Source organism: Pseudomonas sp. TE31087, from assembly GCF_057284075.1.
Genome location: NZ_JBXVNN010000001.1, coordinates 3,844,589 through 3,869,423, shown reverse-complemented (window position 1 = coordinate 3,869,423; position 24,835 = coordinate 3,844,589). Strand labels below are relative to the sequence as shown.

The 24,835-nt window shown below is 63.2% G+C and carries 20 protein-coding genes and 2 pseudogenes; 15 read left to right on the top strand and 7 right to left on the bottom strand.

What is annotated here, in order from left to right:
• Positions 1–201: 201 nt before the first annotated feature.
• Genes ACZ899_RS17420 through secB form a run of 3 tightly spaced genes read left to right on the top strand, consistent with a single transcriptional unit; the run spans position 202 to position 1,393 of the window.
• Positions 202–615, top strand: coding sequence for a rhodanese-like domain-containing protein (locus ACZ899_RS17420; protein ID WP_028688411.1), 414 nt, complete (start codon positions 202–204; stop codon positions 613–615).
• A 1-nt stretch (position 616) separates the two neighbouring features.
• Positions 617–871 carry a glutaredoxin 3 gene (gene grxC, locus ACZ899_RS17415; RefSeq protein ID WP_003249204.1) on the top strand — a complete coding sequence of 85 codons (255 nt, stop codon included), beginning with the start codon at positions 617–619 and terminating at the stop codon, positions 869–871.
• A 39-nt stretch (positions 872–910) separates the two neighbouring features.
• Complete coding sequence (gene secB, locus ACZ899_RS17410; RefSeq protein ID WP_203648402.1) at positions 911–1,393, top strand: protein-export chaperone SecB; 483 nt, start codon at positions 911–913, stop codon at positions 1,391–1,393.
• A gap of 158 nt (positions 1,394–1,551) precedes the next feature.
• Here secB and trmL read toward each other — a convergent pair whose 3' ends face one another.
• Complete coding sequence (trmL, locus tag ACZ899_RS17405; protein WP_028688410.1) at positions 1,552–2,007, bottom strand: tRNA (uridine(34)/cytosine(34)/5-carboxymethylaminomethyluridine(34)-2'-O)-methyltransferase TrmL; 456 nt, start codon at positions 2,005–2,007, stop codon at positions 1,552–1,554.
• Here trmL and ACZ899_RS17400 point away from each other — a divergent pair.
• The gene (locus tag ACZ899_RS17400; protein WP_234562246.1) at positions 2,006–2,443 is read left to right on the top strand and encodes a hypothetical protein; all 438 of its coding nucleotides are present in this window, start codon (positions 2,006–2,008) and stop codon (positions 2,441–2,443) included. The two genes, trmL and ACZ899_RS17400, sit on opposite strands and share 2 nt — an antisense overlap.
• A 314-nt stretch (positions 2,444–2,757) precedes the next feature.
• The gene (locus tag ACZ899_RS17395) at positions 2,758–3,594 is read left to right on the top strand and encodes an RHS repeat-associated core domain-containing protein (RefSeq protein ID WP_234562248.1); all 837 of its coding nucleotides are present in this window, start codon (positions 2,758–2,760) and stop codon (positions 3,592–3,594) included.
• Positions 3,595–3,713: 119 nt separating this feature from the next.
• Here ACZ899_RS17395 and ntrC read toward each other — a convergent pair whose 3' ends face one another.
• From ntrC to glnA, 3 genes and pseudogenes are all read right to left on the bottom strand, one after another.
• Complete coding sequence (ntrC, locus tag ACZ899_RS17390) at positions 3,714–5,150, bottom strand: nitrogen regulation protein NR(I) (RefSeq protein ID WP_234562250.1); 1,437 nt, start codon at positions 5,148–5,150, stop codon at positions 3,714–3,716.
• Entirely contained in the window at positions 5,147–6,232 is a 1,086-nt protein-coding gene (glnL, locus tag ACZ899_RS17385; RefSeq protein ID WP_110735235.1) for a nitrogen regulation protein NR(II), read from the bottom strand. The genes ntrC and glnL overlap by 4 nt, the downstream gene beginning before the upstream one ends.
• Before the next feature lie 394 nt (positions 6,233–6,626).
• Positions 6,627–8,034: pseudogene (gene glnA / locus ACZ899_RS17380) on the bottom strand (type I glutamate--ammonia ligase).
• 414 nt (positions 8,035–8,448) lie between these two features.
• On the opposite strand from glnA, the gene thiI reads away from it, so the two are divergent.
• Both thiI and typA read left to right on the top strand, forming a co-directional pair.
• A complete protein-coding gene (gene thiI / locus ACZ899_RS17375) occupies positions 8,449–9,903 on the top strand; it encodes a tRNA uracil 4-sulfurtransferase ThiI (protein WP_234562252.1) in 1,455 nt (484 codons plus the stop codon).
• Positions 9,904–10,030: 127 nt separating this feature from the next.
• Positions 10,031–11,851: a translational GTPase TypA gene (gene typA / locus ACZ899_RS17370; RefSeq protein WP_203648379.1), complete on the top strand. Its 1,821-nt coding sequence runs from the start codon at positions 10,031–10,033 to the stop codon at positions 11,849–11,851.
• Between the two features lie 199 nt (positions 11,852–12,050).
• Here typA and ACZ899_RS17365 read toward each other — a convergent pair whose 3' ends face one another.
• Positions 12,051–12,455, bottom strand: coding sequence for a YkgJ family cysteine cluster protein (locus tag ACZ899_RS17365; RefSeq protein ID WP_203648377.1), 405 nt, complete (start codon positions 12,453–12,455; stop codon positions 12,051–12,053).
• Positions 12,456–12,653: 198 nt separating this feature from the next.
• Here ACZ899_RS17365 and ACZ899_RS17360 point away from each other — a divergent pair, with 198 nt between their 5' ends.
• The 3 genes from ACZ899_RS17360 to ACZ899_RS17350 all read left to right on the top strand — a co-directional run bounded on the left by ACZ899_RS17360 (position 12,654) and on the right by ACZ899_RS17350 (position 16,974).
• Positions 12,654–15,119, top strand: coding sequence for a glycogen/starch/alpha-glucan phosphorylase (locus tag ACZ899_RS17360; protein WP_232854940.1), 2,466 nt, complete (start codon positions 12,654–12,656; stop codon positions 15,117–15,119).
• A 244-nt stretch (positions 15,120–15,363) separates the two neighbouring features.
• A complete protein-coding gene (locus tag ACZ899_RS17355) occupies positions 15,364–16,374 on the top strand; it encodes a class 1 fructose-bisphosphatase (RefSeq protein WP_203648374.1) in 1,011 nt (336 codons plus the stop codon).
• Between the two features lie 3 nt (positions 16,375–16,377).
• Positions 16,378–16,974, top strand: a complete 597-nt coding sequence (locus ACZ899_RS17350; RefSeq protein ID WP_110735218.1) for a DUF924 family protein — start codon at positions 16,378–16,380, stop codon at positions 16,972–16,974.
• A 97-nt stretch (positions 16,975–17,071) separates the two neighbouring features.
• Here the strand turns inward: ACZ899_RS17350 and ACZ899_RS17345 are convergent.
• Positions 17,072–18,965: pseudogene (locus ACZ899_RS17345) on the bottom strand (methyl-accepting chemotaxis protein).
• A gap of 223 nt (positions 18,966–19,188) precedes the next feature.
• Between ACZ899_RS17345 and bamE the strand changes: the two are divergent.
• Positions 19,189–19,443 carry an outer membrane protein assembly factor BamE domain-containing protein gene (bamE, locus tag ACZ899_RS17340; protein WP_028688397.1) on the top strand — a complete coding sequence of 85 codons (255 nt, stop codon included), beginning with the start codon at positions 19,189–19,191 and terminating at the stop codon, positions 19,441–19,443.
• Positions 19,440–20,012, top strand: coding sequence for a lipocalin family protein (locus ACZ899_RS17335; protein WP_234562256.1), 573 nt, complete (start codon positions 19,440–19,442; stop codon positions 20,010–20,012). The genes bamE and ACZ899_RS17335 overlap by 4 nt, the downstream gene beginning before the upstream one ends.
• Before the next feature lie 148 nt (positions 20,013–20,160).
• Here ACZ899_RS17335 and ACZ899_RS17330 read toward each other — a convergent pair whose 3' ends face one another.
• Entirely contained in the window at positions 20,161–21,525 is a 1,365-nt protein-coding gene (locus tag ACZ899_RS17330; RefSeq protein ID WP_234562258.1) for a formimidoylglutamate deiminase, read from the bottom strand.
• A gap of 144 nt (positions 21,526–21,669) precedes the next feature.
• Here ACZ899_RS17330 and hutC point away from each other — a divergent pair, with 144 nt between their 5' ends.
• From hutC to hutU, 3 genes are all read left to right on the top strand, one after another.
• Positions 21,670–22,380, top strand: a complete 711-nt coding sequence (gene hutC / locus ACZ899_RS17325; protein ID WP_234562270.1) for a histidine utilization transcriptional repressor HutC — start codon at positions 21,670–21,672, stop codon at positions 22,378–22,380.
• Positions 22,377–22,949 (top strand): HutD/Ves family protein, encoded by a 573-nt coding sequence (locus tag ACZ899_RS17320; protein WP_232854944.1) that lies wholly within the window; start codon positions 22,377–22,379, stop codon positions 22,947–22,949. Before hutC ends, ACZ899_RS17320 begins: the two co-directional genes overlap by 4 nt.
• Positions 22,950–23,150: 201 nt before the next feature.
• Positions 23,151–24,824, top strand: a complete 1,674-nt coding sequence (hutU, locus tag ACZ899_RS17315) for a urocanate hydratase (RefSeq protein ID WP_028688392.1) — start codon at positions 23,151–23,153, stop codon at positions 24,822–24,824.
• Positions 24,825–24,835: the final 11 nt, after the last annotated feature.

Below are 24,835 nucleotides of genomic sequence, written 5' to 3'. Positions count from 1 at the left end.
AAACTCACGGTTGTTCAAAGATGATAAAGACACGCATTTTAGGGCAAATCCGCCAGCGACGGCGAATATTCCTCCCCTTGCCCGACAGGCGCGGTCAGGCATGCAACATGAAGACGCGTTTACCGCCAGCCCGGTGGGCTTTGGCGGTCATGGGGCGCTGTGTATACTGGCCGCCATTTTCAATCGCCTGGAACACCCCTGATGGTTGCTCACCTGATTCAATTCGCGACAGATCACTACATCCTGGTGGCCATTTTCGTCGTCCTGCTGGTCCTGCTGCTGATCAATGAAGTCCGCCGTGGCGGCCAGAGCCTGAGCAACGGCCAGCTGACCGCGCTGGTCAACGCCGACAAGGCCGTGGTGATCGATATCCGTACCGCCAAGGAATACTCGGCCGGGCATATCGTCGGTGCGCTGAACATTCCCCAGGACAAAGTCGCCGGCCGCATGAGCGAGCTGGAAAAACACAAAGAGAAGACCCTGATCGTCGTCGACGCGATGGGCCAGCAGTCCGGCACCCTGTGCCGCGAACTGCTCAAGGCTGGTTACACCGCCGCCAAGCTCAGCGGTGGCGTTTCCAGCTGGAAAGCCGATAACCTGCCCCTGGTGAAGTGATATGAAGCCCGTCATCGTCTATTCCAGCGACTACTGCCCCTACTGCATGCGCGCCAAGTACCTGCTCGAGAGCAAGGGCGTGGCGTTCGAGGAGATCAAGGTCGACGGCAAGCCCCAGGTTCGCGCCGAAATGAGCCAGAAGGCCGGCCGTACCTCGGTGCCGCAGATCTGGATCGGCAGCACGCACGTCGGTGGATGCGATGACCTCTATGCCCTGGAGCGCGCGGGCAAGCTCGACGCGCTGCTGGCGGCCTGATTCGCACTGCATTCAAGAACATTAGGAAAAGGATCTGCCATGACCGAGCAACAGACCAACGGCGCCACTGACGCCACCGCTCCACAATTCTCCCTGCAGCGCATCTACGTGCGCGATCTGTCGTTCGAGGCCCCGAAAAGCCCGCAGATCTTCCGCCAGCAGTGGGAGCCGAGCGTCTCGCTGGACCTGAACACCCGTCAGAAAGCCCTGGAAGGCGACTTCCACGAAGTCGTGCTGACCCTGTCGGTGACCGTCAAGAATGGTGACGAAGTGGCCTTCATCGCCGAAGTGCAGCAGGCCGGCATCTTCCTGATCGCCAATCTGGACGCGTCCTCGATGAGCCACACCCTCGGCGCGTTCTGCCCGAACATCCTGTTCCCGTACGCCCGCGAGACCTTGGACAGCCTGGTGACCCGTGGCTCGTTCCCGGCGCTGATGCTGTCGCCGGTCAACTTCGACGCCCTGTACGCGCAAGAAATGCAGCGCATGCAGGAAGCCGGTGAAGTGCCGACCGTGCAGTGATTGCTGCAACGATAAAGGGCGACTTCGGTCGCCCTTTTTTGTTCGTCGGTGTGTCAGTCATCGCGGGGCAAGCCCGCTCCCACGAAAGCTCTTCAGGCGTGGGAGCCAGGCGTGGGAGCGGCGGTGCGCCGATGCGACTTGCCCCGCGATAGGTCCTTTCAGGCAAACCCCTGCTGCCGCCACGCCTCGTACACCGTCACCGCCACGGTATTGGACAGGTTCAGGCTCCGGCACCCTGGCCGCATCGGCAGGCGCAGGCGCTGCTCGGGGGCCAGGCTGTCCAGCACCTCGGCCGGCAGGCCACGGCTTTCAGGCCCGAACAGGAAAGCGTCGCCTGGCTGGTACTCGACCTCATGGAACGGGTGCGAGCCCTTGGTGGTGAAGGCGAACAGCCTTGGCTGATTCAGGCTTTCCAGGCATTCGGCCAGGCTTTGGTGACGCTTGAGCGTGGCATACTCATGGTAGTCCAGCCCTGCCCGGCGCAGGCGCTTGTCGTCCAGTTCGAAGCCGATCGGCTCGATCAGGTGCAGGTCGCAGCCACTGTTGGCGCACAGGCGGATGATGTTGCCGGTATTCGGCGGAATTTCTGGTTGAAAAAGGATGACGTGAAACATGCACGGCTCCAAGCATGAAGATGACGGGCATTCTACCCCCGAACCCGACCCGCGTTCGAAGGCCTTCCCGCGGGTGATCCTGTCGCTGGCCATCGTCGGGCTGATGGTCGGCATGATGATCGGGCGCCTGACCACTCCGGAGGAGCGGGTGCTCGAGCAGGTGCAGGTGGTGCAGGATGGCCTGGACCTGTGGTTCAACGAAGAGGCCAGGCTGCATGGCGAGAACGTCCAGGGCACCGTGGCCATCGTGTTCGAGGCCCAGGGCAAGGTACAGCGTGGCCAGCTGAGCCTGCAGGGCAAGCCGGTGGGCTGGCGCCTGCAGAAGAGCGAGGAAGGGCTGGTGCTGACCGTGGTGGCCGCACGCCCCCTGCGTGGCGAGTGGAACGCGACGGAGGAGGCGGGGCGCTGGCGGGTGCAGGTGAGGCTGCACGAATAAAAGAGGGGATTTCCCGGCCTGCCTGTACCGAGGTCCCCAAAACTGGAGGTACTGGGTACCTAGCAGGGAGCGTGCCAGGTCTGGTACAGGCCCAGAAATGCGGTGTTCCGGCCACTCTTTGAGGAGTTTTGAAGGCAAATCTGCCTTTTGCTGGTGCGCGCAGCACAGCAACGGTGCAAATGGGCTCTATCCCGGTAGAAGGGAGGGAGGCGCGGTAGGCACCTGTCGAACCTGATAAATTTGCCAGTACCGGACACTGCCAGCCTCGGTTAGCTTTTGACTCATGATTCATGGTCCTGCGGGAGTGACTGTTCATGAGTTTGTACTTGCCGATGCTTGATCACCAGCGATCACCGTTTGGGGGGAGCAATTTCTCCAGAGCATATACGCCCTATGGTGCTACTACCGTTTCAGATGGGCCGATGCTCGGTTTTTGCGGACAACCTGGCGATAGGGAGACGGGCAGCTATCCATTGGGAAATGGCCGACGTTGTTATTCTGCAGGGGTGCTGCGTTTTCAATCGCCAGATCAGTTAAGTCCATTTGGTAAGGGCGGGATAAATGCATATATCTATTGCAGTGGTGATCCTGTCAATCGTTGGGACCCTAGTGGGCAGACACTAGAGCTGGTGTTAGCGACCACGTTGAACTTGGTCACTGCCAGGGATGCAGGAAAGAACCTGCATCAGACCCTTCATGCGAGGGCTGATATACAGCTTATGCAACGCAACTCCACCGATCCCGCTGTCCTGAATCAGGTGAAGCCAACGTTGACAAGAGAGGTTGGCGAAACAAGCGCTGTTGCCGTACCTGTGCTTGGAGCTGCTGCCGCTGTGGTTGGCCTCGCCGGTGGGCCGGCGATTCCGGCCGTGGGATTGGTTAGTGTGGGGGTCGGCCTGGCGGCATGGGGGATCGGAAAATTAGCAAAAAGGCGCGAAAACAAACAGGCAAAAGACCCGCACTATTACATTAAGAATAAGACGGGAAAGGAAGCTAATAGAGTGATAGCCATACAGAATGAAATTAAAGCTGGGATTAACGAAGATATTGCTCAGGGTAGGTGGCCGAAGTCAACTGAAGGTGAACGTTTGGTTGACGCCGCGTTTCGTGAAGTAGTGGAGGCAGGTAATCAATTGAGGGATTTAAGCTGACCTCCTTAGTCATGCTCAAAGTAGTCATGAGATCTCAGACAAATCGGAACTGGTTTCTGGATGCAGCTGGTCCAGGAGGGCCATGACTGGCCCTCTCTTTTATTAAGCGCAATCAAAAATTAGTGCTCATCACCTTCATCATCATCCCCCCCATCCACCTTCATCCCCAACTCCTTGATCTTGCGCGTCAAGGTATTTCGCCCCCACCCCAGCAACAACGCCGCATCACGACGACGCCCGGCCGTATGCTTGAGTGCGGTCTCGATCATGATCCGCTCGAAACTGGGCACGGCGCTGTCGAGCAGGCTCGACTGGCCACGGGCCAGGGCCTGGTCGGCCCACTGGCGCAGGGCCTGCTCCCAGTTGGTCACCGGCGCTGCGTCCTGGGGCAGGTTGAGCAGTTCCGGCGGCAGGTCGCCGACCAGCACTTCGCGGCTGGAGGCCATCACGGTGATCCAGCGGCAGGTGTTCTCCAACTGGCGTACGTTGCCCGGCCAGGGCAGGTTGCGGATGAACTCCTCGGTCTCCGGCTTGAGCAGCTTGGGTTCCACCGCCAGCTCCTGGGCGGCGCGGCCGAGGAAGTGGCGGGCCAGGGCCGGGATGTCCTCGCGTCGGTCCGCCAGGCGCGGGATATGGATGCGGATCACGTTGAGGCGGTGGAACAGGTCTTCACGGAACTTGCCGGCCTGCACCAGCGACTCGAGGTTCTGGTGGGTGGCGGCGATGATGCGCACGTCCACCTTCACCGGCACATGGCCGCCGACCCGGTAGAACTCGCCATCTGCCAGTACCCGCAGCAGGCGGGTCTGGGTGTCGGCGGGCATGTCGCCGATCTCGTCGAGGAACAGCGTGCCGCCGTCGGCCTGCTCGAAACGGCCGCGGCGCAGGTTGGCGGCGCCGGTGAAGGCGCCTTTTTCATGGCCGAACAGCTCGGATTCCATCAGGTCCTTGGGGATCGCCGCCATGTTCAGGGCGATGAACGGCGACGCCGCACGCGGGCTGTGGCGGTGCAGGGCGTGGGCCACCAGCTCCTTGCCCGTGCCGGACTCACCGTTGATCAGCACGGTGATGTTGGAGTGGCTTAGGCGACCGATGGCGCGGAACACCTCCTGCATCGCCGGCGCTTCGCCGATGATTTCGGGCGTGCGGGCCAGCGCCTGGGGCACTTCCAGGGCTTGCTGCTCCTGGGCATGCTGGTTTGCGCGCTTGACCAGCGACACCGCCTCGTCGACATCGAACGGCTTGGGCAGGTATTCGAAGGCGCCGCCCTGGTACGAGGCCACGGCGCTGTCCAGGTCGGAGTGGGCGGTCATGATGATCACCGGCAAGCCCGGGTGCTGTTCGCGGATCTGGGCGAGCAGGTCGAGGCCGCTGGCACCCGGCATGCGGATGTCCGAGATGATCACGTCCGGCTGCTGGCGGGCCAGCCGGCCCATGACGCCGTCGGCGCTGTCGAAGCTCTGGGTGGTCATGCCTTCCTGCTGCAGGGCCTTTTCCAGGACCCAGCGGATGGAACGATCATCATCGACGATCCAGACGGTTTCACTTCGGCTCATGGGGCGGTGGCTCCTTGTTCCAGGGGCAGGTAGATCGAGAAGGTGGTGTGGCCGGGGTGGCTCTCGCACTCGATCAGGCCCTGGTGCTGGCTGATGATGTTCTGGGTGATGGCCAGGCCCAGCCCGGTACCGTCCGGACGGCCGCTGACCATGGGATAGAAGAGGGTGTCCTGCAGTTCCGCTGGGATGCCGGGGCCGTTGTCGACGATCTCGATCCTGGCGACCAGGCGGTGGCGCACATGGCCGATGGTGAACTGGCGCACGGCGCGGCTGCGCAGGGTGATGCGGCCAAGGCGCAGCTCGTTCTGCCCGCCGATGGCCTGCATGGCGTTGCGCACGATATTGAGCACGGCCTGGATCATCTGCTCGCGGTCGATCAGCACGTCCGGCAGGCTCGGGTCGTAGTCGCGCACCAAGGTGATGCAGCCCTGGCTCTCGGCCTCGACCAGGCTGCACACGCGCTCGAGCACCTCGTGGATGTTGGTCATGGCCAGCGACGGCAACTTGTTCGAGCCGAGCATGCGGTCGACCAGGTTACGCAGGCGGTCGGCCTCTTCGATGATCACGTTGGTGTAGTCGCGCAGGCTCTCTTCCGGCAGTTCGCGGGCCAGCAACTGGGCCGCGCCGCGGATGCCGCCGAGGGGGTTCTTGATCTCGTGGGCCAGGCCGCGCACCAGCATCTTGGTGGTCTCCTGCTTGCTCAGCTGGGCCTCTTCCTTGGTGATGCGCAGCAGCCGGTCGCGAGGATGCACCTCCAGCAACAGCAGGGTCTGGCCTAGATGCAGGATGGGGGTCACGGCATAGTCGACGGTGATGGTCTGGCCGGTCAGCGAGGTCAGCTGCGCTTCACGCTTGGTGAACGGGTGCGCCTGCTCCACCGCCTGGCGCAGCGAATTGAGCGCCTCGGTCGATTCGGTGAACAGCTCGCTGATGAACTGCCCGTGGCTGCGCTGGCCGCTGACGGCCAGCAGCATCTCCGCCGCCGGGTTCATGTACTCCAGGCGCAGTTCGGCATTGAGCAGCAGCGTGGCCGTGGTCAGGTTGTCCAGGAGCAGACGGTGCTGTGCATCGCTGATGGTCATGGGGCGTCGTTGACCTCTTTTGGCACATGGGCTGGCGCGGGTGGTGCGCTTGGTACCGTGAAAATGCAAGAAACAAACCAAGGCTCCGAAAAGAAGCGAGAAACCCGGATAAACACCTGTTATTGCGCAAATTCGGAACAGAAAGTCCAGGTTAAACGTTTCACTTGAACCATATTGGGGTGCATCACGGGGCATGCCCGAAAATAGTGCACCAATATAGAGCATAGCCCGGAGGGTGAGGTTTTGATTTTGGCTGGGAGCCAATGGCCTCCGCGCGGGTGAGCCCGCTCCCACAGAGGGCGTGCGGTTTGCCCCCGAGGGATTCGATCCGGAAATGAAAACGGCCTCCCGAGGGAGGCCGTCCTGATGTCATCGACGCGGGGCGCCGATCAGATCAGCAGCTGTAGTACAGCTCGTATTCCAGCGGGTGCACGAAGGTGCGGACCTTGATCTCTTCTTCGCTCTTCAGCTCGATGAAGGCATCGATGAAGTCGTCGGAGAACACGCCGCCCTTGGTCAGGAACGCACGGCCCTTGTCCAGCTCTTCCAGGGCTTCCTTCAGGCTGCCGCACACCTGCGGGATGTCCTTGGCCTCTTCAGGCGGCAGGTCGTACAGGTTCTTGTCGGCGGCATCGCCTGGGTGGATCTTGTTCTGGATGCCGTCCAGGCCGGCCATCAGCAGGGCCCGCGAAGGCCAGGTACGGGTTGGCCGATGGGTCCGGGAAGCGTGCTTCGATACGGCGGGCTTTCGGGCTGCCGACGTAAGGAATACGGATCGAGGCGGAACGGTTGCGCGCCGAGTAGGCCAGCATCACCGGGGCTTCGAAACCTGGGACCAGACGCTTGTAGGAGTTGGTCGACGGGTTGGTGAAGCCGTTCAGGGCCTTGCCGTGCTTGATGATGCCGCCGATGAAGTACAGGGCGGTATCGGACAGGCCGGCATAGCCTTCGCCGGAGAAGGTGTTCTTGCCGTCTTTCCAGATCGACATGTGCACGTGCATGCCCGAGCCGTTGTCGCCGTACAGAGGCTTGGGCATGAAGGTGGCGGTACGGCCGTAGGCGTCGGCAACGTTGTGCACGACGTATTTCAGGGCCTGTACTTCGTCAGCTTTCTTCACCAGGGTGTTGAACTTGACGCCGATTTCGTTCTGGCCGGCAGTCGCCACTTCGTGGTGGTGGACTTCGACGGTCTGGCCCATTTCTTCCAGGGCGTTGCACATGGCAGTGCGGATTTCGTGGTCGTGGTCGAACGGCGGAACCGGGAAGTAGCCGCCTTTCACGCCCGGACGGTGGCCTTTGTTGCCGCCTTCGACGTCAGCGCCGGTCATCCACGAGCCTTGCTCGGAGAAGATCTTGAACATCGAGCCGGAGATGTCCGACTGGAACTTCACTTCGTCGAAGATGAAGAACTCAGGCTCGGGGCCTGCGAATACGGTGTCACCGATGCCGGTGCTCTTCAGGTACTCTTCGGCGCGCTTGGCGATGCCGCGCGGGTCGCGATCGTAGCCCTGCATGCTCGACGGATCGACGATATCGCAGGTGATGATCAGGGTCGGCTCTTCGGTGAACGGGTCCAGCACGGCGGTGTCGTCGACCGGCATCAGGATCATGTCGGAGGCTTCGATGCCTTTCCAGCCAGCGATGGAGGAACCGTCGAACATCTTGCCGACTTCGAAGAAGTCTTCGTCCAGGCCATCGCGCGCCGGCATGGTCACGTGATGCTGAACGCCCTTGGTGTCCGTGAAACGCAGATCAATCCACTTGACGTCATGATCTTTGATGAGTTGAACCGACTTCGACATGTTGTCCTCCGGATGGTCTAGGGCGCAGTTGGCCGCTGCCCTGGAAAAAGGGTGTCGCTGGGCGCGGATAGTCGGCCAAGCGTACCTGCCTCACAAGGGAGCAAATTGCATGCCAGTGCCCAAAAATGGCGAGCGTGGGATGAAAGGGGGCGTTGGCGGGCATTTCACGAAGATGTGGAGTGTAGCCTTGCACTCATAAGATGCGTTTTTTGGTGGCCATGCACCATTATGGTGCTCTTGTGCTGGTGCGGGCCTTATCGCGGGGCAAGCCCGCTCCCGCGCAGCAGGCCGACGAGGGGTGGTGCGGCCAACATAAATCGCACCTTCTGTACAAAAGTTGCTCAAACCTTGAGCGATTTCCGCTATAATTCGCGCCCCCTATTTTCGGCAGGCCCTGCGCGCGCTGTTAAACCAATGAAACTTATCGTCAAAGTCTTCCCAGAGATCACCATCAAGAGCCGGCCGGTGCGCAAGCGCTTCATCCGCCAGCTCGCCAAGAACATCCGCAACGTGCTCAAGGACCTGGATCCCGAGCTCGCGGTTGACGGTGTCTGGGACAATCTCGAGGTGGTCACCCGCGTCGAGGACGAGAAGATCCAGCGTGAGATGATCGAGCGCCTGTCCTGCACCCCGGGTATCACCCACTTCCTGCAGGTCGAGGAATACCCGCTGGGCGACTTCGACGACATCGTCGCCAAGTGCAAGCACCACTTCGGCCACCTGCTGGCCGGTAAGCACTTCGCCGTGCGCTGCAAGCGCGGCGGCCACCACGACTTCACCTCGATGGACGTCGACCGCTACGTCGGCAGCCAGCTGCGCCAGCAGTGCGGCGCAGCCGGTATCGAGCTGAAGAAGCCAGAGGTGCTGGTACGCATCGAGATCCGCGACCAGCGCCTGTACGTGATCCACAACCAGCACAACGGCATCGGTGGTTATCCGCTGGGCGCCCTGGAGCAGACCCTGGTGCTGATGTCCGGTGGCTTCGACTCCACCGTGGCGGCCTACCAGATGATGCGCCGGGGCCTGATGACTCACTTCTGCTTCTTCAACCTCGGTGGTCGCGCCCACGAACTGGGTGTGATGGAAGTGGCCCATTTCCTGTGGAAGAAGTACGGCAGCAGCCAGCGCGTGCTGTTCATCAGCGTGCCGTTCGAGGAAGTGGTCGGCGAAATCCTCAACAAGGTCGACAACAGCTACATGGGCGTCACGCTCAAGCGCATGATGCTGCGCGCGGCTGCGCGCATGGCCGACCGCCTGCAGATCGACGCCCTGGTGACCGGCGAGGCGATTTCCCAAGTGTCCAGCCAGACATTGCCGAACCTGTCGATCATCGACTCGGCCACTGACAAGCTGGTGCTGCGCCCGCTGCTGGCCAGCCACAAGCAGGACATCATCGACCAGGCTACCGAGATCGGCACCGCCGATTTCGCCAAGCACATGCCCGAGTACTGCGGCGTGATCTCGGTGAACCCGACCACCCATGCCAAGCGTCACCGCATGGAGCACGAAGAGAAGCAATTCGAGATGGAAGTGCTGGAGCGTGCCCTGGAGCGCGCCAGGTTCATTTCCATCGACCACGTGATCGATGAGCTGGGCAAGGACATCGAAGTCGAGGAAGTGGCCGAGGCGCTGCCAGGCCAGATCGTCATCGACATTCGTCACCCTGATGCCCAGGAAGACGAACCCCTGGCGCTGGAAGGTATCGAAGTCCAGGCCATGCCGTTCTATGCGATCAACAGCAAGTTCAAGCATCTGGATCCCACGCGCCAGTACTTGCTGTATTGCGACAAGGGTGTGATGAGCCGTCTGCACGCACACCACCTGCTCAGTGAGGGACATGCCAATGTGCGTGTTTATCGTCCGACATAAGACGCCAGGGCTGTATGGCGGCAGCATCCGCCATCGCCCTCCCGACCGCCGGGCCCGCTGAGCCTTAAACAGTACATATTGGCCGCCTACACTGGCGGCAACCGAATCCTCTGATCGAGATACAGTTGTGATCGAAAATCTGCGTAACATCGCCATCATTGCCCACGTTGACCATGGTAAAACCACCCTGGTCGACAAACTCCTGCGCCAGTCCGGCACCCTGGAGCGTAACGAGCTCAACGACGAGCGCGTCATGGACTCCAACGACCAGGAAAAAGAGCGCGGCATTACCATTCTGGCGAAAAACACCGCCATCAACTGGAACGGCTACCACATCAACATCGTCGACACCCCCGGCCACGCCGACTTCGGTGGCGAGGTCGAGCGTGTAATGTCGATGGTCGACTCCGTGCTGCTGCTGGTCGACGCGCAAGACGGCCCGATGCCGCAAACCCGCTTCGTGACCAAGAAGGCCTTCGAAGCCGGCCTGAAGCCGATCGTCGTGATCAACAAGGTCGACCGTCCGGGCGCGCGTCCTGACTGGGTTCTGGATCAGATCTTCGACCTGTTCGACAACCTCGGCGCCACAGATGAACAGCTGGACTTCAAAGTCGTCTACGCCTCGGCCCTGAACGGCATTGCCGGCCTGGACCACACCGCCATGGGCGAAGACATGACCGCCCTGTACCAGTCGATCGTCGACAACGTACCGGCGCCGGACGTTGACCGTGAAGGCTCGTTCCAGATGCAGATCTCCGCACTGGACTACAACAGCTTCCTCGGCGTTATCGGTGTTGGCCGTATTGCCCGCGGTCGCGTCAAGCCGAACACCCCGGTTGTCGCCATCGACACCAACGGCAAGAAGCGTAACGGCCGTATCCTGAAACTGATGGGTCACCACGGTCTGCACCGTGTGGACGTCGAAGAAGCCCAGGCTGGCGACATCGTCTGCATCAGCGGCTTCGACGAGCTGTTCATCTCCGACACCCTGTGCGCCCCGGATGCGGTAGAAGCGATGAAGCCGCTGACCGTTGACGAGCCAACCGTTTCGATGACCTTCCAGGTCAACGACTCGCCGTTCTGCGGTAAAGAAGGCAAGTTCGTCACCAGCCGTAACATCAAGGACCGTCTGGACAAGGAGCTGCTGTACAACGTTGCCCTGCGCGTTCAGGAAACCGATTCCCCTGACAAGTTCAAGGTATCGGGCCGTGGTGAGCTGCACCTGTCGGTACTGATCGAAACCATGCGCCGTGAAGGCTTCGAGATGGCCGTAGGCCGTCCTGAAGTGATCATCCGCGAAGTCGACGGCGTCAAGCAGGAGCCGTTCGAGAACGTCACCATCGACATCCCTGAGGAATCCCAGGGCAAGGTCATGGAAGAGATGGGCCTGCGTAAAGGCGACCTGACCAACATGGTTCCGGATGGCAAGGGCCGTGTGCGCCTGGAATACAACATTCCAGCCCGTGGTCTGATCGGTTTCCGTAACCAGTTCCTGACCCTGACCAACGGTGCAGGCATCCTGACCTCGATCTTCGATCGCTACGACACCATGAAGTCGGGCCAGATGTCCGGCCGCCTGAACGGTGTCCTGGTTTCGGTCGAGACCGGCAAGGCACTGACCTACTCGCTGGAGACCCTGCAGGCTCGCGGCAAGCTGTTCGTTGAACACGGCCAGGAGATCTACAACGGTCAGATCATCGGCCTGAACAGCCGTGACAACGACCTGGGCGTGAACCCGACCAAAGGCAAGAAGCTCGACAACATGCGTGCTTCGGGCAAGGATGAAGTCATCGCCCTGGTTCCGCCGGTTCGCCACACCCTCGAGCAGGCCCTGGAATTCATCCAGGACGACGAGCTGTGCGAAGTCACGCCGAAGTCGATCCGTCTGCGCAAGAAGATCCTCGACGAAGGCGAGCGTACCCGCGCTGCCAAGAAAGCCAAGAACTGAGTCATTAGTTCAGGCTGAATGAAAACGCCCCCGGTCGAAAGGCCGGGGGCGTTTTTGTTTGCCTTGAGAATTTGGGGCCGCTTTGCGGCCCATCGCGACACAAGGCCGCTCCTACAGGAGATCGCGGTCCCCTGTAGGAGCGGCCTTGTGTCGCGAAAGGGCTGCACAGCAGCCCCGGGATTTCAAAAACAAAACAGGATCAGCGGGTAGCCACCTTGGGCTTGTACGCACAATACCCCGGCCGCGGCCCGATCTTCGGGTGATTGCGGCAGGTGTCCGGGCGCTTGTCATAAATGGTGCACAGCCGGCTCTTGCGGTCCAGATACATGCAGTCGTCGTTGCTCATCCGGGTCAGGGTGAAGATCCCCGACTTCTGGTTGAAACGCTCGATGATGCCTTCCTTCTGCAGGCGTTTGGCCACGTTTTTCGGGGGTTCGTCTTTTTCGAACTCGTCCACCACGCCGATGCGGATCAGATCCTTGATCTTCACCTCCACCGGCAGGGTGCAGCAGGTCGAGTGGCAGCCACCGCACATGTGGCTGGCATAGCGCTGCCAGGTCTCCAGGCGGTCGACTTCGGCGGCGGCGATCAGGGTCGGTTTCATGGTTGCGGTTTTATTCTTGCAAGGGAAATCACGGTTTTGGGGCGCGCGATGATACCGGAGTTGTTCAATTTGTGAACAACCTTTTGCCGGTTTCGCCAGCGGTGGATGAAAACCGCGAACCGTCGCTGTCGCTCCGTGTCAGAGCGTCTAGGCTGAACAATCTCCCTGCGCTTTCGCCCATTTGCCCGAGGATGCCTCATGTCCCAGGAAACCGAAGCCCGTGACGAAAAGGACCATAGTGCAGAGGTGGCGGCCTTTCGCGCCGCCGTGCTGGCCAAGCTGACCTACGCGGTCGGCAAGGACCCGGAACACGCTTTCGACCACGACTGGTTCGAGGCCATCGCCCTGGCCGCCCGCGACCACATGGTCGATCACTGGATGGACCATACCCGGCGGGCCTACCGACGCAGCCAGAAGCGTGTCTATTACCTCTCCCTCGAATTCCTCATCGGTCGCTTGCTGTACGACAGCCTGAGCAACCTCGGCTACCTGGAGATCGCCCGTGAGGCGTTGCAGGGGCTGGACGTGGACCTCGAGCGCATCCGCCTGCTCGAGCCCGATGCGGCGCTGGGCAATGGCGGCCTCGGGCGCCTGGCGGCGTGCTTCATGGAGAGCATGTCGACTTTGGGCATCGCCGCCCATGGTTACGGCATCCGCTACGAGCATGGCCTGTTCCGCCAGGCGGTAGTCGATGGCTGGCAGCAGGAGCAGACCGAGAACTGGCTGGATTTCGGCAACCCCTGGGAGTTCGAGCGCGCCGAGGTGATCTATCCGATCAGCTTCGGCGGCAGTGTCGAAACCGTGCACGAGGGCAATGGCCAGCAGCGCCAGGTCTGGTGGCCGGGCGAGACGGTGCGGGCGGTGGCCTACGACACGCCGGTGGTTGGTTGGCGCGGCGCCAGCGTCAATACCCTGCGCCTATGGAGGGCCCGGGCGTTGGAAGAACTGCACCTGGAGCGCTTCAACGCCGGCGACCACCTGGGCGCAGTGGCCGAGGTGGCCCGCGCCGAGAGCATCTCGCGGGTGCTGTACCCGGCCGACAGCACCGAGGCCGGCCAGGAACTACGCCTGCGCCAGGAATACTTCTTCGTCTCGGCCTCGCTGCAGGACCTGTTGCGCCGCCACCTGAACATGCATAAAGACCTGCTCAACCTGCCGGATGCCGCAGCGATCCAGCTCAACGACACCCACCCGTCGATCGCCGTGGCCGAGCTGATGCGCCTGTTGGTGGACCAGCACGAAATCCCCTGGGACAAAGCCTGGGAGCTGACCGTCGGAACCCTGGCCTACACCAACCATACCCTGCTGCCCGAGGCCCTGGAAACCTGGCCGGTGGCGCTGATGGAGCGCATGCTGCCGCGGCACATGCAGATCATCTACCTGATCAACGCCTACCATATCGATGCCTTGCGGGCCAAAGGCCTGCACGACTTCGATGTGCTGCGCGCGGTGTCGCTGATCGAGGAGGACAATGGCCGCCGGGTACGCATGGGCAACCTGGCGTTTCTCGGCTCGCACAGCGTCAACGGCGTGTCGGCGCTGCACAGCAAGCTGATGAAGAGCACGGTGTTCGCCGAACTGCACAAGCTTTACCCGCAACGGATCAACAACAAGACCAACGGCATCACCTTCCGTCGCTGGCTGTACCAGTCCAACCCGCAGCTCACGGCGATGCTGATCGAGGCGCTTGGTCCGCAGGTGCTGGACGACCCGGAAGGCAAGCTCAAGGGGCTGGCGCCTTTCGCCGACAAGGCCACCTTCCGCAAGCAGTTCGCCGCCCAGCGCCTGCACAGCAAGCGCGCCCTGGCCAGCATCATCCAGGATCGGCTGGGGGTGACGGTCAATCCGCAGGCGTTGTTCGACGTCCAGGTCAAGCGCATCCACGAGTACAAGCGCCAGCTGCTCAACCTGTTGCATACGGTGGCGCTGTACCAGGCGATGCGCAATGACCCCGGGACCGACTGGGTACCGCGGGTGAAGATCTTCGCCGGCAAGGCGGCGGCCAGCTACCACCAGGCCAAGCTGATCATCAAGCTGGCCAACGACATCGCCCGGGTGGTCAACAACGACCCCACGGTGCGTGGCCAGCTCAAGGTGGTGTTCCTGCCCAACTACAACGTCAGCCTGGCCGAGAGCATCATCCCGGCGGCGGACCTGTCCGAGCAGATCTCCACCGCCGGCTACGAGGCGTCCGGTACCAGCAACATGAAGTTCGGCCTCAATGGCGCGCTGACCATCGGCACCCTGGATGGCGCCAATGTCGAGATGTGCGAGCAGGTGGGCGCCGAAAACATGTTCATCTTCGGCCTGACCGCCCAGCAGGTGGAGGCGCGCAAGCGCAGCGGCGATTTCGGCGCCGCTGCGGCGATTGCCGCCTCCCATCGGTTGGGCGATGTGCTGCAGGCGATCCGCAGCGGCGTGTTTTCGCCGGACGACCCGGCGCGCTACGCCGGGCTGGTGGACGGGCTGATCGCCTATGACCGCTTCCTGGTATGCGCCGACTTCGATGCCTACTGGGACGCCCAGCGGCGGGTCGAGGAGCTGTGGCACGCGCCGCAGGACTGGTGGCGCATGGCAGTGCTCAATACCGCGCGGATGGGCTGGTTCTCGTCGGATCGGACCATTCGTGAGTATGCGACCGAGATCTGGAAGGCGTTGGATTGAGGTGAGGCCATTCGCGGGTAAACCCGCTCCCACAGGGACCTCACAGGTTTCAAAGCCTGCGCAGTACCTGTGGGAGCGGGTTCACCCGCGAATTAGGCTGATGCCGACTATCGGCCTGGCGCGGGCTGAACTACCGACCTAATGTGCCGTCTGACAGCCCAGGCAAGTCTCTTTGCTCGCTAGCCCGCAACTCTCCCTGTAAACTGCGGGGGTTTTTCTCCCCCTATTCCTTTCGGAGCCATACATGTCCCGCGTTACCCTGAGTCGCTATCTGATTGAGCAGACCCGCAGCAACAATACCCCTGCCGATCTGCGCTTCCTGATCGAGGTGGTGGCGCGTGCGTGCAAGGAGATCAGCCACCACGTGTCCAAGGGTGCCCTCGGCGGCGTGCTGGGCAGCATGGGCACCGAAAACGTGCAGGGCGAAGTGCAGAAGAAGCTCGACGTGATCTCCAACGACATCCTGCTCGAGGCCAACGAGTGGGGCGGCCACCTGGCCGGCATGGCGTCCGAGGAAATGGACAACGCCTACCAGATCCCGGGCAAATACCCGAAAGGCGCCTACCTGCTGGTCTTCGACCCGCTGGACGGTTCGTCGAACATCGACGTCAACGTTTCGGTCGGCACCATCTTCTCGGTACTGCGTTGCCCTAACCAGTACCTGAGCCAGAACGAAAGCCTGAACGAAGAAGCGTTCCTGCAGCCAGGCACCGAGCAGGTCGCCGCCGGTTACGCCATCTACGGCCCGCAGACCATGCTGATCCTGACCCTGGGCAACGGCGTCAAGGGCTTCACCCTGGACCGCGAGCTGGGCAGCTTCGTCCTGACCCACGAGAACATCCGCGTTCCGGAAACCACCGCCGAGTTCGCCATCAACATGTCCAACCAGCGTCACTGGGAAGCCCCGGTGCAGCGCTACGTGGGCGAGCTGCTGGCCGGCGAGACCGGTCCGCTGAAGAAGAACTACAACATGCGCTGGATCGCCTCGATGGTGGCCGATGTGCACCGCATCCTGACCCGTGGCGGCCTGTTCATGTACCCGCGCGACGCCCGTGAGCCGAGCAAGCCGGGCAAGCTGCGCCTGATGTACGAAGCCAACCCGATGTCCTTCATCATCGAACAGGCTGGTGGCGCCTCCACCAACGGTTACGAGCGCATCCTCGACATCAAGCCGGAGAGCCTGCACCAGCGCGTGTCGGTGATCCTCGGCTCGAAGGAAGAGGTCGAGCGCGTCACCGCCTACCACAAGGAGTAAGTCATGCTCGCACCTTGGCAGCCGTTGCTGGAGTGGTGGTTCGGTTGGGGCAGCAGTGCCCAGGCCGTGGCTGACGAGAAGAACACGCTGTGGTTCGGCAAGCACCATGACGCCGAAGCCCAGGCCCAGTTCGGCCACCTGGTCGAGCAGGCCCTCTCGGGCGGGCTCGACGAGTGGCAGCAGAGCCCGCAGGGCTGGCTTGGCCTGCTGATCCTGCTGGATCAGTTGCCACGCATGATCCACCGCGACACGCCGCGCGCCTTCGAAGGCGATCGGCGGGCGCAGGTGGTGGCCATGCAGGGCCTGCAGAAGGGCTGGGACTACCAGTTGCTGCCGATCCAGCGGGTGTTCGTGCTGCTGGTGCTGGAGCACGCCGAGGTGCTGGACTGGCAGAACCTGTGTGTCGAGCGTTACCAGATGCTGCTGGCTGAACAGCCCGAGGCCAATCGCCGGTTGTTCGAAGGCTTCCTCGACTATGCCGAGCAGCACCAGCGGGTGATTGCCAGGTTCGGGCGCTTCCCGCACCGCAACCTGGTGCTGGAGCGGCCGAGTACCAGCGAGGAGATGGATTTCTTGCTGGAGCCTGGGTCCCGCTTTTAAGGCTTCGTGACAGGGCGTGGGAGCGGGCTTGCCCCGCGATAGCGATGGTGGGTCTGACATCGCAATCGCGGGGCAAGCCCGCTCCCACGTTACCGAATCAGATCCTGAAACTCCCCACCAGATGCTTCAACCGCTCGACCTGATGCTCAAGGTCGGTGCAGGCACGCAACGTGCTCTGCAGGTTGTGCACCCCTTCCTGATTCAGCGTATTGATCTCGTTGATGTCGACATTGATCGACTCGACCACGGCCGTCTGCTCCTCGGTGGCGGTGGCCACCGACTGGTTCATGCCGTCGATCTCGCCGATGCGCTGGGTAACGCTGCCCAGGCGCTCGCCGGCCTGGTTGGCGATGCCCACGCTGCGATCGCTGTGCTGCTGGCTCTGGTTCATGGTGCTGACCGCCACCTGGGCGCCGGCCTGCAGCTCCTCGATCAGGCGCTGCACCTGCTGCGCCGAGTCCTGGGTACGGTGGGCCAGGTTGCGCACCTCGTCCGCGACCACCGCGAAGCCGCGCCCGGCCTCGCCGGCACGGGCGGCCTCGATGGCGGCGTTGAGCGCCAGCAGGTTGGTCTGCTGCGAGATGCCGCTGATCACATCGAGGATCTGGCCGATGTTCGCCGTGTGGTTGTTCAGCGTCTCGATATTGCCGCTGGCGTCGCTGATGCGCGCCGACAGCTGGTTCATCACGTCGATGGTCTCGCCGACCACCTGCTGGCCTTCCTCGGCCAGGCCGCGGGCGGCGCTGGAGTGCTGCGAGGCGAGGGCGGCGTTCTGGGCGATTTCCTGGGCGGCGGCACCCAGCTGGTTGATCGCCGCGGCCACGCTGCTGGTGCGGCTCGATTGCTGGTCGGCATTGTGGATCGAGGCGTTGGAGGCGTTGACCACCTGGCCGGCCACGGCATTCACCTGGCCGGTGGCCGAGGCCACTTCACGGATCGACTCGTGGATCCGCTCGACGAAACGGTTGAACGACTGCGCCAGGCTGCCGAACTCGTCCTGGGCGTGGATGTTCAGGCGCCGGGTCAGGTCGCCCTCGCCCTCGGCGATGTCGCGCATGGCGCGGCCCATGACGTGCAGTGGCTCCATCAGCACACGGATCAGCAGGCCGAGCAGGGCGATGATCACCACCACCGCGATCAGCGTCGCCACCAGCGCCGAGGTGCGCAGCTCGCCGAGCATGGCGAAGGCCGCGTCCTGGTCCAGCACCAGCGCCACGTACCAGTCCGCCGACGGCACGCCGTCGACGTGGGTGAAGCTGATGAACTGCCGGCGGCCCTCGACCTCGACCTCTTTCAGGCCGCTGCCGATGCGCAGGTCGCTGCCGGGGTAGACATCGGCCAGGGTCTTGAGCGCCAGTTCGCCCTTGGGATGGATGAGCACCTTGCCTTCGCCGTTGACGATGAAGGCATGGCCGTGGCCGCCGAAGTCGAGGGTGTTGATCAGGATTGCTGATGGTCTGCAGGTCGGTGTCGACACCGCTCACGCCGATCATGCGCCCGCCCTGTTGCACCGGGGTGGCCAGGGTGATCACCAGCTTGCCGGCCGAGACCGAGATGTACGGCTCGGTGACGATGGTCTGGCCCGCCGCGCTGGCCGCCTTGTACCAGCCGCGCACGCGCGGGTCGTAGTCGGCGGCGCGGTTGCCCACCGGCACCGACTGCATGCTGCCGTCCTGGCCGCCGAAGTAGGTGAGGATGAAGTTGCCGCTGTATACCGGCAACGCCAGGATGCGGTCGAGGCTGTTCTTGGCCGGGCCGTCGACGGCGATCTGCTGGGCCACCGAGTTCACCAGCTGGATGCGGCTGTCTAGCCAGGTGCGGATGTTGCCCGCGGTCAGGTTGCCCAGTGACTGCAACGTCGATTCAGTGTCGCTGCGCAGCGACTGGCGCTGCCGGTAGTCGTTGAACAGGACGAAGCAAGTGAAGGCGACGGCCACCACGAGGGCGGCGGCCAGCAGGATCTTGTGGCTGAACTTGAGGTTCTTGGTCATTTTTCTTGGAATCTGCGCACGGGCACGAAGGGGAGGGGTGCGGCAAAAGGCCACACCACCGCTCTATGTCGACGCGCAGGAATAAAACATTAATCGTTTGCGCGCCAGGCGACCAACGGCGCACAACGAAACCTGGGCCGCCAGGGAACCGAGGAGCCTTTTTCCCTTCTAAGCTCCCTGCAGGCCCTCGTACCTGCGTATCCACCTCCAGGAGTGTCCCTTCATGTCGTTGCGTTCCCTCGCCCTGTTGTCCTTGTGCGTCGTCCTGACCGCCTGCAGCAAGATCAACCAGGAAAACTATTCCAAGCTCAAGGCCGGCATGAACAAGGCCGAGGTCGAGCAATTGCTCGGCTCGCCCAAGGAGTGCTCCGGGGCGCTGGGCATGAGCAGCTGCACCTGGGGTGACGAGAAGAGCTTCATCAGCGTGCAGTACGCGGCGGACAAGGTCCTGATGTATTCCGGGCAGGGCCTCAAATGAGGCGTCTGCACCTGCTGCTGGGCGTGTGCCTGGTGATGCTGCTGGGTGGCTGCGCCACCTCGGCCACCGACCCGCTGGCGCCGAAGACCGCAGGTGCGGTCGACCTCAAGCGTTACCAGGGCAAATGGTTCGAGCTGGCGCGCCTGCCGATGAAGTACCAGGATGGCTGTGCCCAATCTGAAGCCCACTACAACCTCAAGCCCGACGGCACGGTCGGCGTGCTCAATCGCTGCCGCACCATGGGCGACGAGTGGCTGCGCGCCGAAGGCCATGCCACGCCGCAGGAGGCCGGGCACACCGACAAGCTGTGGGTGGAGTTCGACAACTGGTTCACCCGCCTGGTGCCGGGCGTGGCCAAGGGCGACTACTGGATCCTGTTCGTCGACGAGCGCTACCGTACGGCGATTGTCGGCAGCCCGGATCGCAAGTACCTGTGGATTCTTTCGCGTACGCCTTCGCTGCCGGCCTGGGAGCGCGAGAACCTGCTGGCCAAGGCGCGGCAGCAGGGGTATGACACCAATCGGCTGATCTGGCGGACGCCCGACAAGCAGATTGTTGTCCGGCATTGAGCTGCAGACTGACGCGGTCCCTGTAGGAGCGACCTTGTGTCGCGATAGGGGTGCGAAGCGCCCCCAGGATTTCAGTGTCAATGCACATATCGCCGGGGCCGCTATGCGGCCCTTTCGCGACACAAGGCCGCTCCTACAGGACCCGCGTTCAGGCCAGAAGTTGGCGCAGGACTGCCACAAACGCCACCGCGCTTTCCTCTTCCTGGCCATGCCGCCCCTGGCGCACCACCCAGCGTCCGTTGACCATCACATCGCGCACCTGGCGGTCGCCGCCCGCAAACAACCAGCGGTTGAGGATGGCATCGCCGTCCGCCACGGCCAGATACGGATCCTGTCCATCGAGCACCAGCCAGTCCGCGCGCTTGCCCACGGCGAGCTCGCCGATCGTTTGCCCCAGCGCCTGGGCGCCGCCAGTCAGCGCGGCATCGTAGAGGGTACGGCCCACCATCGGCTGGTCGCCGCGATACAGCCGGTTGCGCCGCTGGTCGCGCAGGCGCTGGCCATACTCCAGCCAGCGCAGCTCCTCGACCACGCTGAGCGACACATGGCTGTCCGAGCCGATGCCCATGCGCCCGCCCTGGGCCAGGTAGTCCACCGCCGGGAAGATCCCGTCGCCCAGGTTCGCCTCGGTGGTCAGGCACAGCCCTGCCACCGCGCCGCTGCGGGCCATGGCGGCGACTTCGTCGGCTTCGGCGTGGGTGGCGTGGACCAGGCACCAGCGCTGATCGACTTCGACATGCTCATACAGCCACTGCAGTGGACGGCGGCCGCTCCAGGCCAGGCAGTCATCGACCTCCTTCTGCTGCTCGGCAATGTGGATATGCACCGGGCAGGCCGCATCACTGGCGCCCAGCACATCGGCGATCTGGCCCGGCGTCACGGCGCGCAGGGAATGGAAGCACAGCCCCAGTTGCTGCGCTGGCTGCTTTGCCAGCACTGGAGCAAGCTGCTGTTGCAGGCGCAGGTACTGCTCGGTGGAATTGATGAAGCGCCGCTGGCCGTCATTGGGGGCCTGGCCGCCGAAGCCGGAATGGCTGTACAGCACCGGCAGCAGGGTCAGGCCGATACCGCTGGCACTGGCGGCGGCGCTGATGCGGCGCGACAGCTCGGCAGGGTCGGCGTAGGCCTGGCCGTTCTGGTCATGGTGGACATAATGGAACTCGGCCACTGAGGTGTAGCCGGCCTTGAGCATCTCGATGTACAGCTGGCGGGCGATCACCTGCAACTGCTCCGGGGTGATCCGGCCGACCAGGCGGTACATCAGCTCGCGCCAGGTCCAGAAGCTGTCGTTGGGGTTGCCGGCCACTTCCGCCAGCCCCGCCATGGCCCGCTGGAACGCGTGCGAGTGCAGGTTGGGCATGCCCGGCAGCAACGGCCCGGCCAGGCGCTCGGCGCCATCGGCGCTGGCATCGGCTTCGATCGAGGTCAGCCGGCCATCGGCGGCGACCTCCAGGCGGACATTGCGGGCCCAGCCCGAGGGCAGCAGGGCGCGTTCGGCGAAGTAGGCGGACATCGGTGAAATCCTGTTATTGTTAACTTGTATATACATATACAGCCGTTTGCCTGCCGGGTAAACTCCGGCAAGCTACCGTTCACTCCAACCGCACAAGGATTCAACGCCGTGCCGACACTTCCTGTCTCCGCGCTGGTTGCCCAGATGGGCGAAGGGCCGGCGCCGCTCTACGCCCGGGTGAAACAGATGATCATCCAGCAGATCGAGAGCGGCACCTGGCCGCCTCATCATCGGGTGCCTTCCGAGAGTGAACTGGTCAACGAGCTGGGTTTCAGCCGCATGACCATCAACCGCGCGCTGCGCGAGCTGACCGCCGAGGGCCTGCTGGTGCGCATGCAGGGTGTCGGCACCTTCGTCGCCGAGCCCAAGACCCGCTCGGCGCTGTTCGAGGTCAACAACATCGCCGACGAGATCGCCGGCCGTGGCCACCAGCATAGCTGCCAGGTGATCACCCTGGCCGAGGAGGCCGCCGGCTCCGAGCGCGCCCTGGCCCTGGACATGCGCGAAGGCCAGCGGGTGTTCCACTCGTTGATCGTGCATTACGAGAACGGCGTGCCGGTGCAGATCGAGGACCGCTACGTCAACGCCGCCATCGCCCCGGACTACCTCAAGCAGGATTTTACCCGGCAGACGCCCTACGCCTACCTGTCGCAGGTCGCGCCGCTCACCGAAGGCGAGCATGTGGTCGAGGCCATCCTCGCCGAGCCTGAAGAATGCAAGCTGTTGCAGATCGAGCGGGGCGAGCCGTGCCTGCTGATCCGCCGCCGCACCTGGTCGGGACGCCAGCCGGTGACCGCCGCGCGCCTGATCCACCCCGGTTCCCGTCACCGTCTGGAAGGACGATTCAGCAAATGACTCAGTTGCAGCTGTTGCGTGCGCGGGATTATCCGCGCATGCCCTGGAAGAACGGTGGTGGCTTCACCGAAGAGATCACCCGCGATGTCGGCGACAGCCTGGACGGTTTCGGCTGGCGCCTGTCGATTGCCGATATCGAGGAGTCCGGTGGCTTTTCCACCTTTGCCGGGTACCAGCGGATCATCACCGTATTGCAGGGCGACGGCATGCGGTTGCTGGTCGACGGCCAGGCCAGCCGGCCGCTGTTGCCGTTCGATGCGTTCGCCTTCAGTGGCGAGAGCCAGGTCAGTTGCAAGCTGCTGGGTGGGGCGATTCGCGATTTCAACCTGATCTATGCGCCGCAGCGCTATCGGGCGCGGTTGCAGTGGTTCGATGGCGGCAACCAGATATTCAGTTCGGCGTCGACGCTGTTGCTGTTTGCCGCCGGCAATCATGTCGAGGTGGGGCTGGCTGGGCAGGGCACGCAGCAGCTTGGGCGGTATGACTGCCTGCGGATCGATGGTAACGAGGGGTTGCTGGAGCTGGATGTACAGGGGCGATTCTGCCTGATCGAGCTGACACCAAGCTGATTCTGTCGCAAGTACATCGCGGGGCAAGCCCGCTCCCACGCCAGATCTTGTCCGGCGTGGGAGCGGGCTTGCCCCGCGATGCTTTTCGGAGGAATGGTCCGGTTTTTTGGTTGCCTATGCTTGTACATACAAGTAAAGGTGTGTTTGTATAGTCGCCACGACACACACACATGCCGTCGGACGACCGCAGAGGACATCCCCGTGACTGACAACAACAAATACCGTGACGTAGAAATCCGTGCCCCGCGTGGCAACAAGCTGACCGCCAAGAGCTGGCTGACCGAAGCCCCGCTGCGCATGCTGATGAACAACCTCGACCCGCAGGTCGCCGAAAACCCGAAAGAGCTGGTGGTGTACGGCGGCATCGGCCGCGCCGCGCGCAACTGGGAGTGCTACGACAAGATCGTCGAGACCCTGACCCGCCTGGAAGACGACGAAACCCTGCTGGTGCAGTCGGGCAAGCCGGTCGGCGTGTTCAAGACCCACAGCAACGCCCCGCGCGTACTGATCGCCAACTCCAACCTGGTGCCGCACTGGGCCAACTGGGAGCACTTCAACGAGCTGGACGCCAAGGGCCTGGCCATGTACGGCCAGATGACCGCCGGCAGCTGGATCTACATCGGCAGCCAGGGCATCGTCCAGGGCACCTACGAAACCTTCGTCGAAGCCGGCCGCCAGCACTACAACGGCAGCCTGAAAGGCAAGTGGGTACTGACCGCGGGCCTCGGTGGTATGGGCGGCGCCCAGCCACTGGCTGCAACCCTGGCCGGTGCCTGCTCGCTGAACATCGAGTGCCAGCAGAGCCGCATCGATTTCCGCCTGGAAACCCGCTACGTCGATGAGCAGGCCAAGGACCTGGACGACGCCCTGGCGCGCATCGCCAAGTACACCGCCGAAGGCAAGGCCATCTCCATCGCCCTGCACGGCAACGCCGCCGAGATCCTGCCGGAGCTGGTCAAGCGTGGCGTGCGCCCGGACATGGTCACCGACCAGACCAGCGCCCACGACCCGCTCAACGGCTACCTGCCGGCCGGCTGGACCTGGGAGCAATACCGCGACCGCGCCCAGACCGACCCGGCGGCCGTGGTCAAGGCCGCCAAGCAATCGATGGCCGTGCACGTCAAGGCCATGCTCGACTTCCAGAAGCAGGGCATCCCGACCTTCGACTACGGTAACAACATCCGCCAGATGGCCAAGGAAGAGGGCGTGGCCAACGCCTTCGACTTCCCGGGCTTCGTCCCGGCCTACATCCGCCCGCTGTTCTGCCGCGGTGTCGGTCCGTTCCGCTGGGCCGCGCTGTCCGGCGATGCCGAGGACATCTACAAGACCGACGCCAAGGTCAAGGAACTGATCCCGGACGACGCCCACCTGCACCGCTGGCTGGACATGGCTCGCGAGCGCATCAGCTTCCAGGGCCTGCCGGCGCGTATCTGCTGGGTCGGCCTGGGCCTGCGCGCCAAGCTCGGTCTGGCGTTCAACGAAATGGTGCGCAGCGGCGAGCTGTCGGCGCCAGTCGTCATCGGTCGTGACCACCTGGACTCGGGCTCGGTGTCCAGCCCCAACCGCGAAACCGAAGCCATGCGCGACGGCTCCGACGCGGTCTCCGACTGGCCGCTGCTCAACGCCCTGCTCAATACTGCGGGCGGCGCCACCTGGGTTTCGCTGCACCACGGCGGTGGCGTGGGCATGGGCTTCTCCCAGCACTCGGGCATGGTCATCGTCTGCGACGGTACCGATGAAGCCGCCGAGCGTATCGCCCGCGTGCTGACCAACGACCCGGGGACCGGCGTGATGCGCCACGCCGATGCCGGTTACCAGATCGCCATCGACTGCGCCAAGGAGCAGGGCCTGGACCTGCCGATGATCACCGGCTGATCGGCGCGCTT

Coding starts and splice junctions, on each gene's coding strand:
- ACZ899_RS17420 (WP_028688411.1), top strand. CDS start 202: ATGGTTGCTCACCTGATTCAATTCGCGACAGATCACTACATCCTGGTG.
- grxC (WP_003249204.1), top strand. CDS start 617: ATGAAGCCCGTCATCGTCTATTCCAGCGACTACTGCCCCTACTGCATG.
- secB (WP_203648402.1), top strand. CDS start 911: ATGACCGAGCAACAGACCAACGGCGCCACTGACGCCACCGCTCCACAA.
- ACZ899_RS17400 (WP_234562246.1), top strand. CDS start 2,006: ATGCACGGCTCCAAGCATGAAGATGACGGGCATTCTACCCCCGAACCC.
- trmL (WP_028688410.1), bottom strand. CDS start 2,007: ATGTTTCACGTCATCCTTTTTCAACCAGAAATTCCGCCGAATACCGGC.
- ACZ899_RS17395 (WP_234562248.1), top strand. CDS start 2,758: ATGAGTTTGTACTTGCCGATGCTTGATCACCAGCGATCACCGTTTGGG.
- ntrC (WP_234562250.1), bottom strand. CDS start 5,150: ATGAGCCGAAGTGAAACCGTCTGGATCGTCGATGATGATCGTTCCATC.
- glnL (WP_110735235.1), bottom strand. CDS start 6,232: ATGACCATCAGCGATGCACAGCACCGTCTGCTCCTGGACAACCTGACC.
- thiI (WP_234562252.1), top strand. CDS start 8,449: ATGAAACTTATCGTCAAAGTCTTCCCAGAGATCACCATCAAGAGCCGG.
- ACZ899_RS17365 (WP_203648377.1), bottom strand. CDS start 12,455: ATGAAACCGACCCTGATCGCCGCCGCCGAAGTCGACCGCCTGGAGACC.
- ACZ899_RS17360 (WP_232854940.1), top strand. CDS start 12,654: ATGTCCCAGGAAACCGAAGCCCGTGACGAAAAGGACCATAGTGCAGAG.
- ACZ899_RS17355 (WP_203648374.1), top strand. CDS start 15,364: ATGTCCCGCGTTACCCTGAGTCGCTATCTGATTGAGCAGACCCGCAGC.
- ACZ899_RS17350 (WP_110735218.1), top strand. CDS start 16,378: ATGCTCGCACCTTGGCAGCCGTTGCTGGAGTGGTGGTTCGGTTGGGGC.
- bamE (WP_028688397.1), top strand. CDS start 19,189: ATGTCGTTGCGTTCCCTCGCCCTGTTGTCCTTGTGCGTCGTCCTGACC.
- ACZ899_RS17335 (WP_234562256.1), top strand. CDS start 19,440: ATGAGGCGTCTGCACCTGCTGCTGGGCGTGTGCCTGGTGATGCTGCTG.
- ACZ899_RS17330 (WP_234562258.1), bottom strand. CDS start 21,525: ATGTCCGCCTACTTCGCCGAACGCGCCCTGCTGCCCTCGGGCTGGGCC.
- hutC (WP_234562270.1), top strand. CDS start 21,670: ATGGGCGAAGGGCCGGCGCCGCTCTACGCCCGGGTGAAACAGATGATC.
- ACZ899_RS17320 (WP_232854944.1), top strand. CDS start 22,377: ATGACTCAGTTGCAGCTGTTGCGTGCGCGGGATTATCCGCGCATGCCC.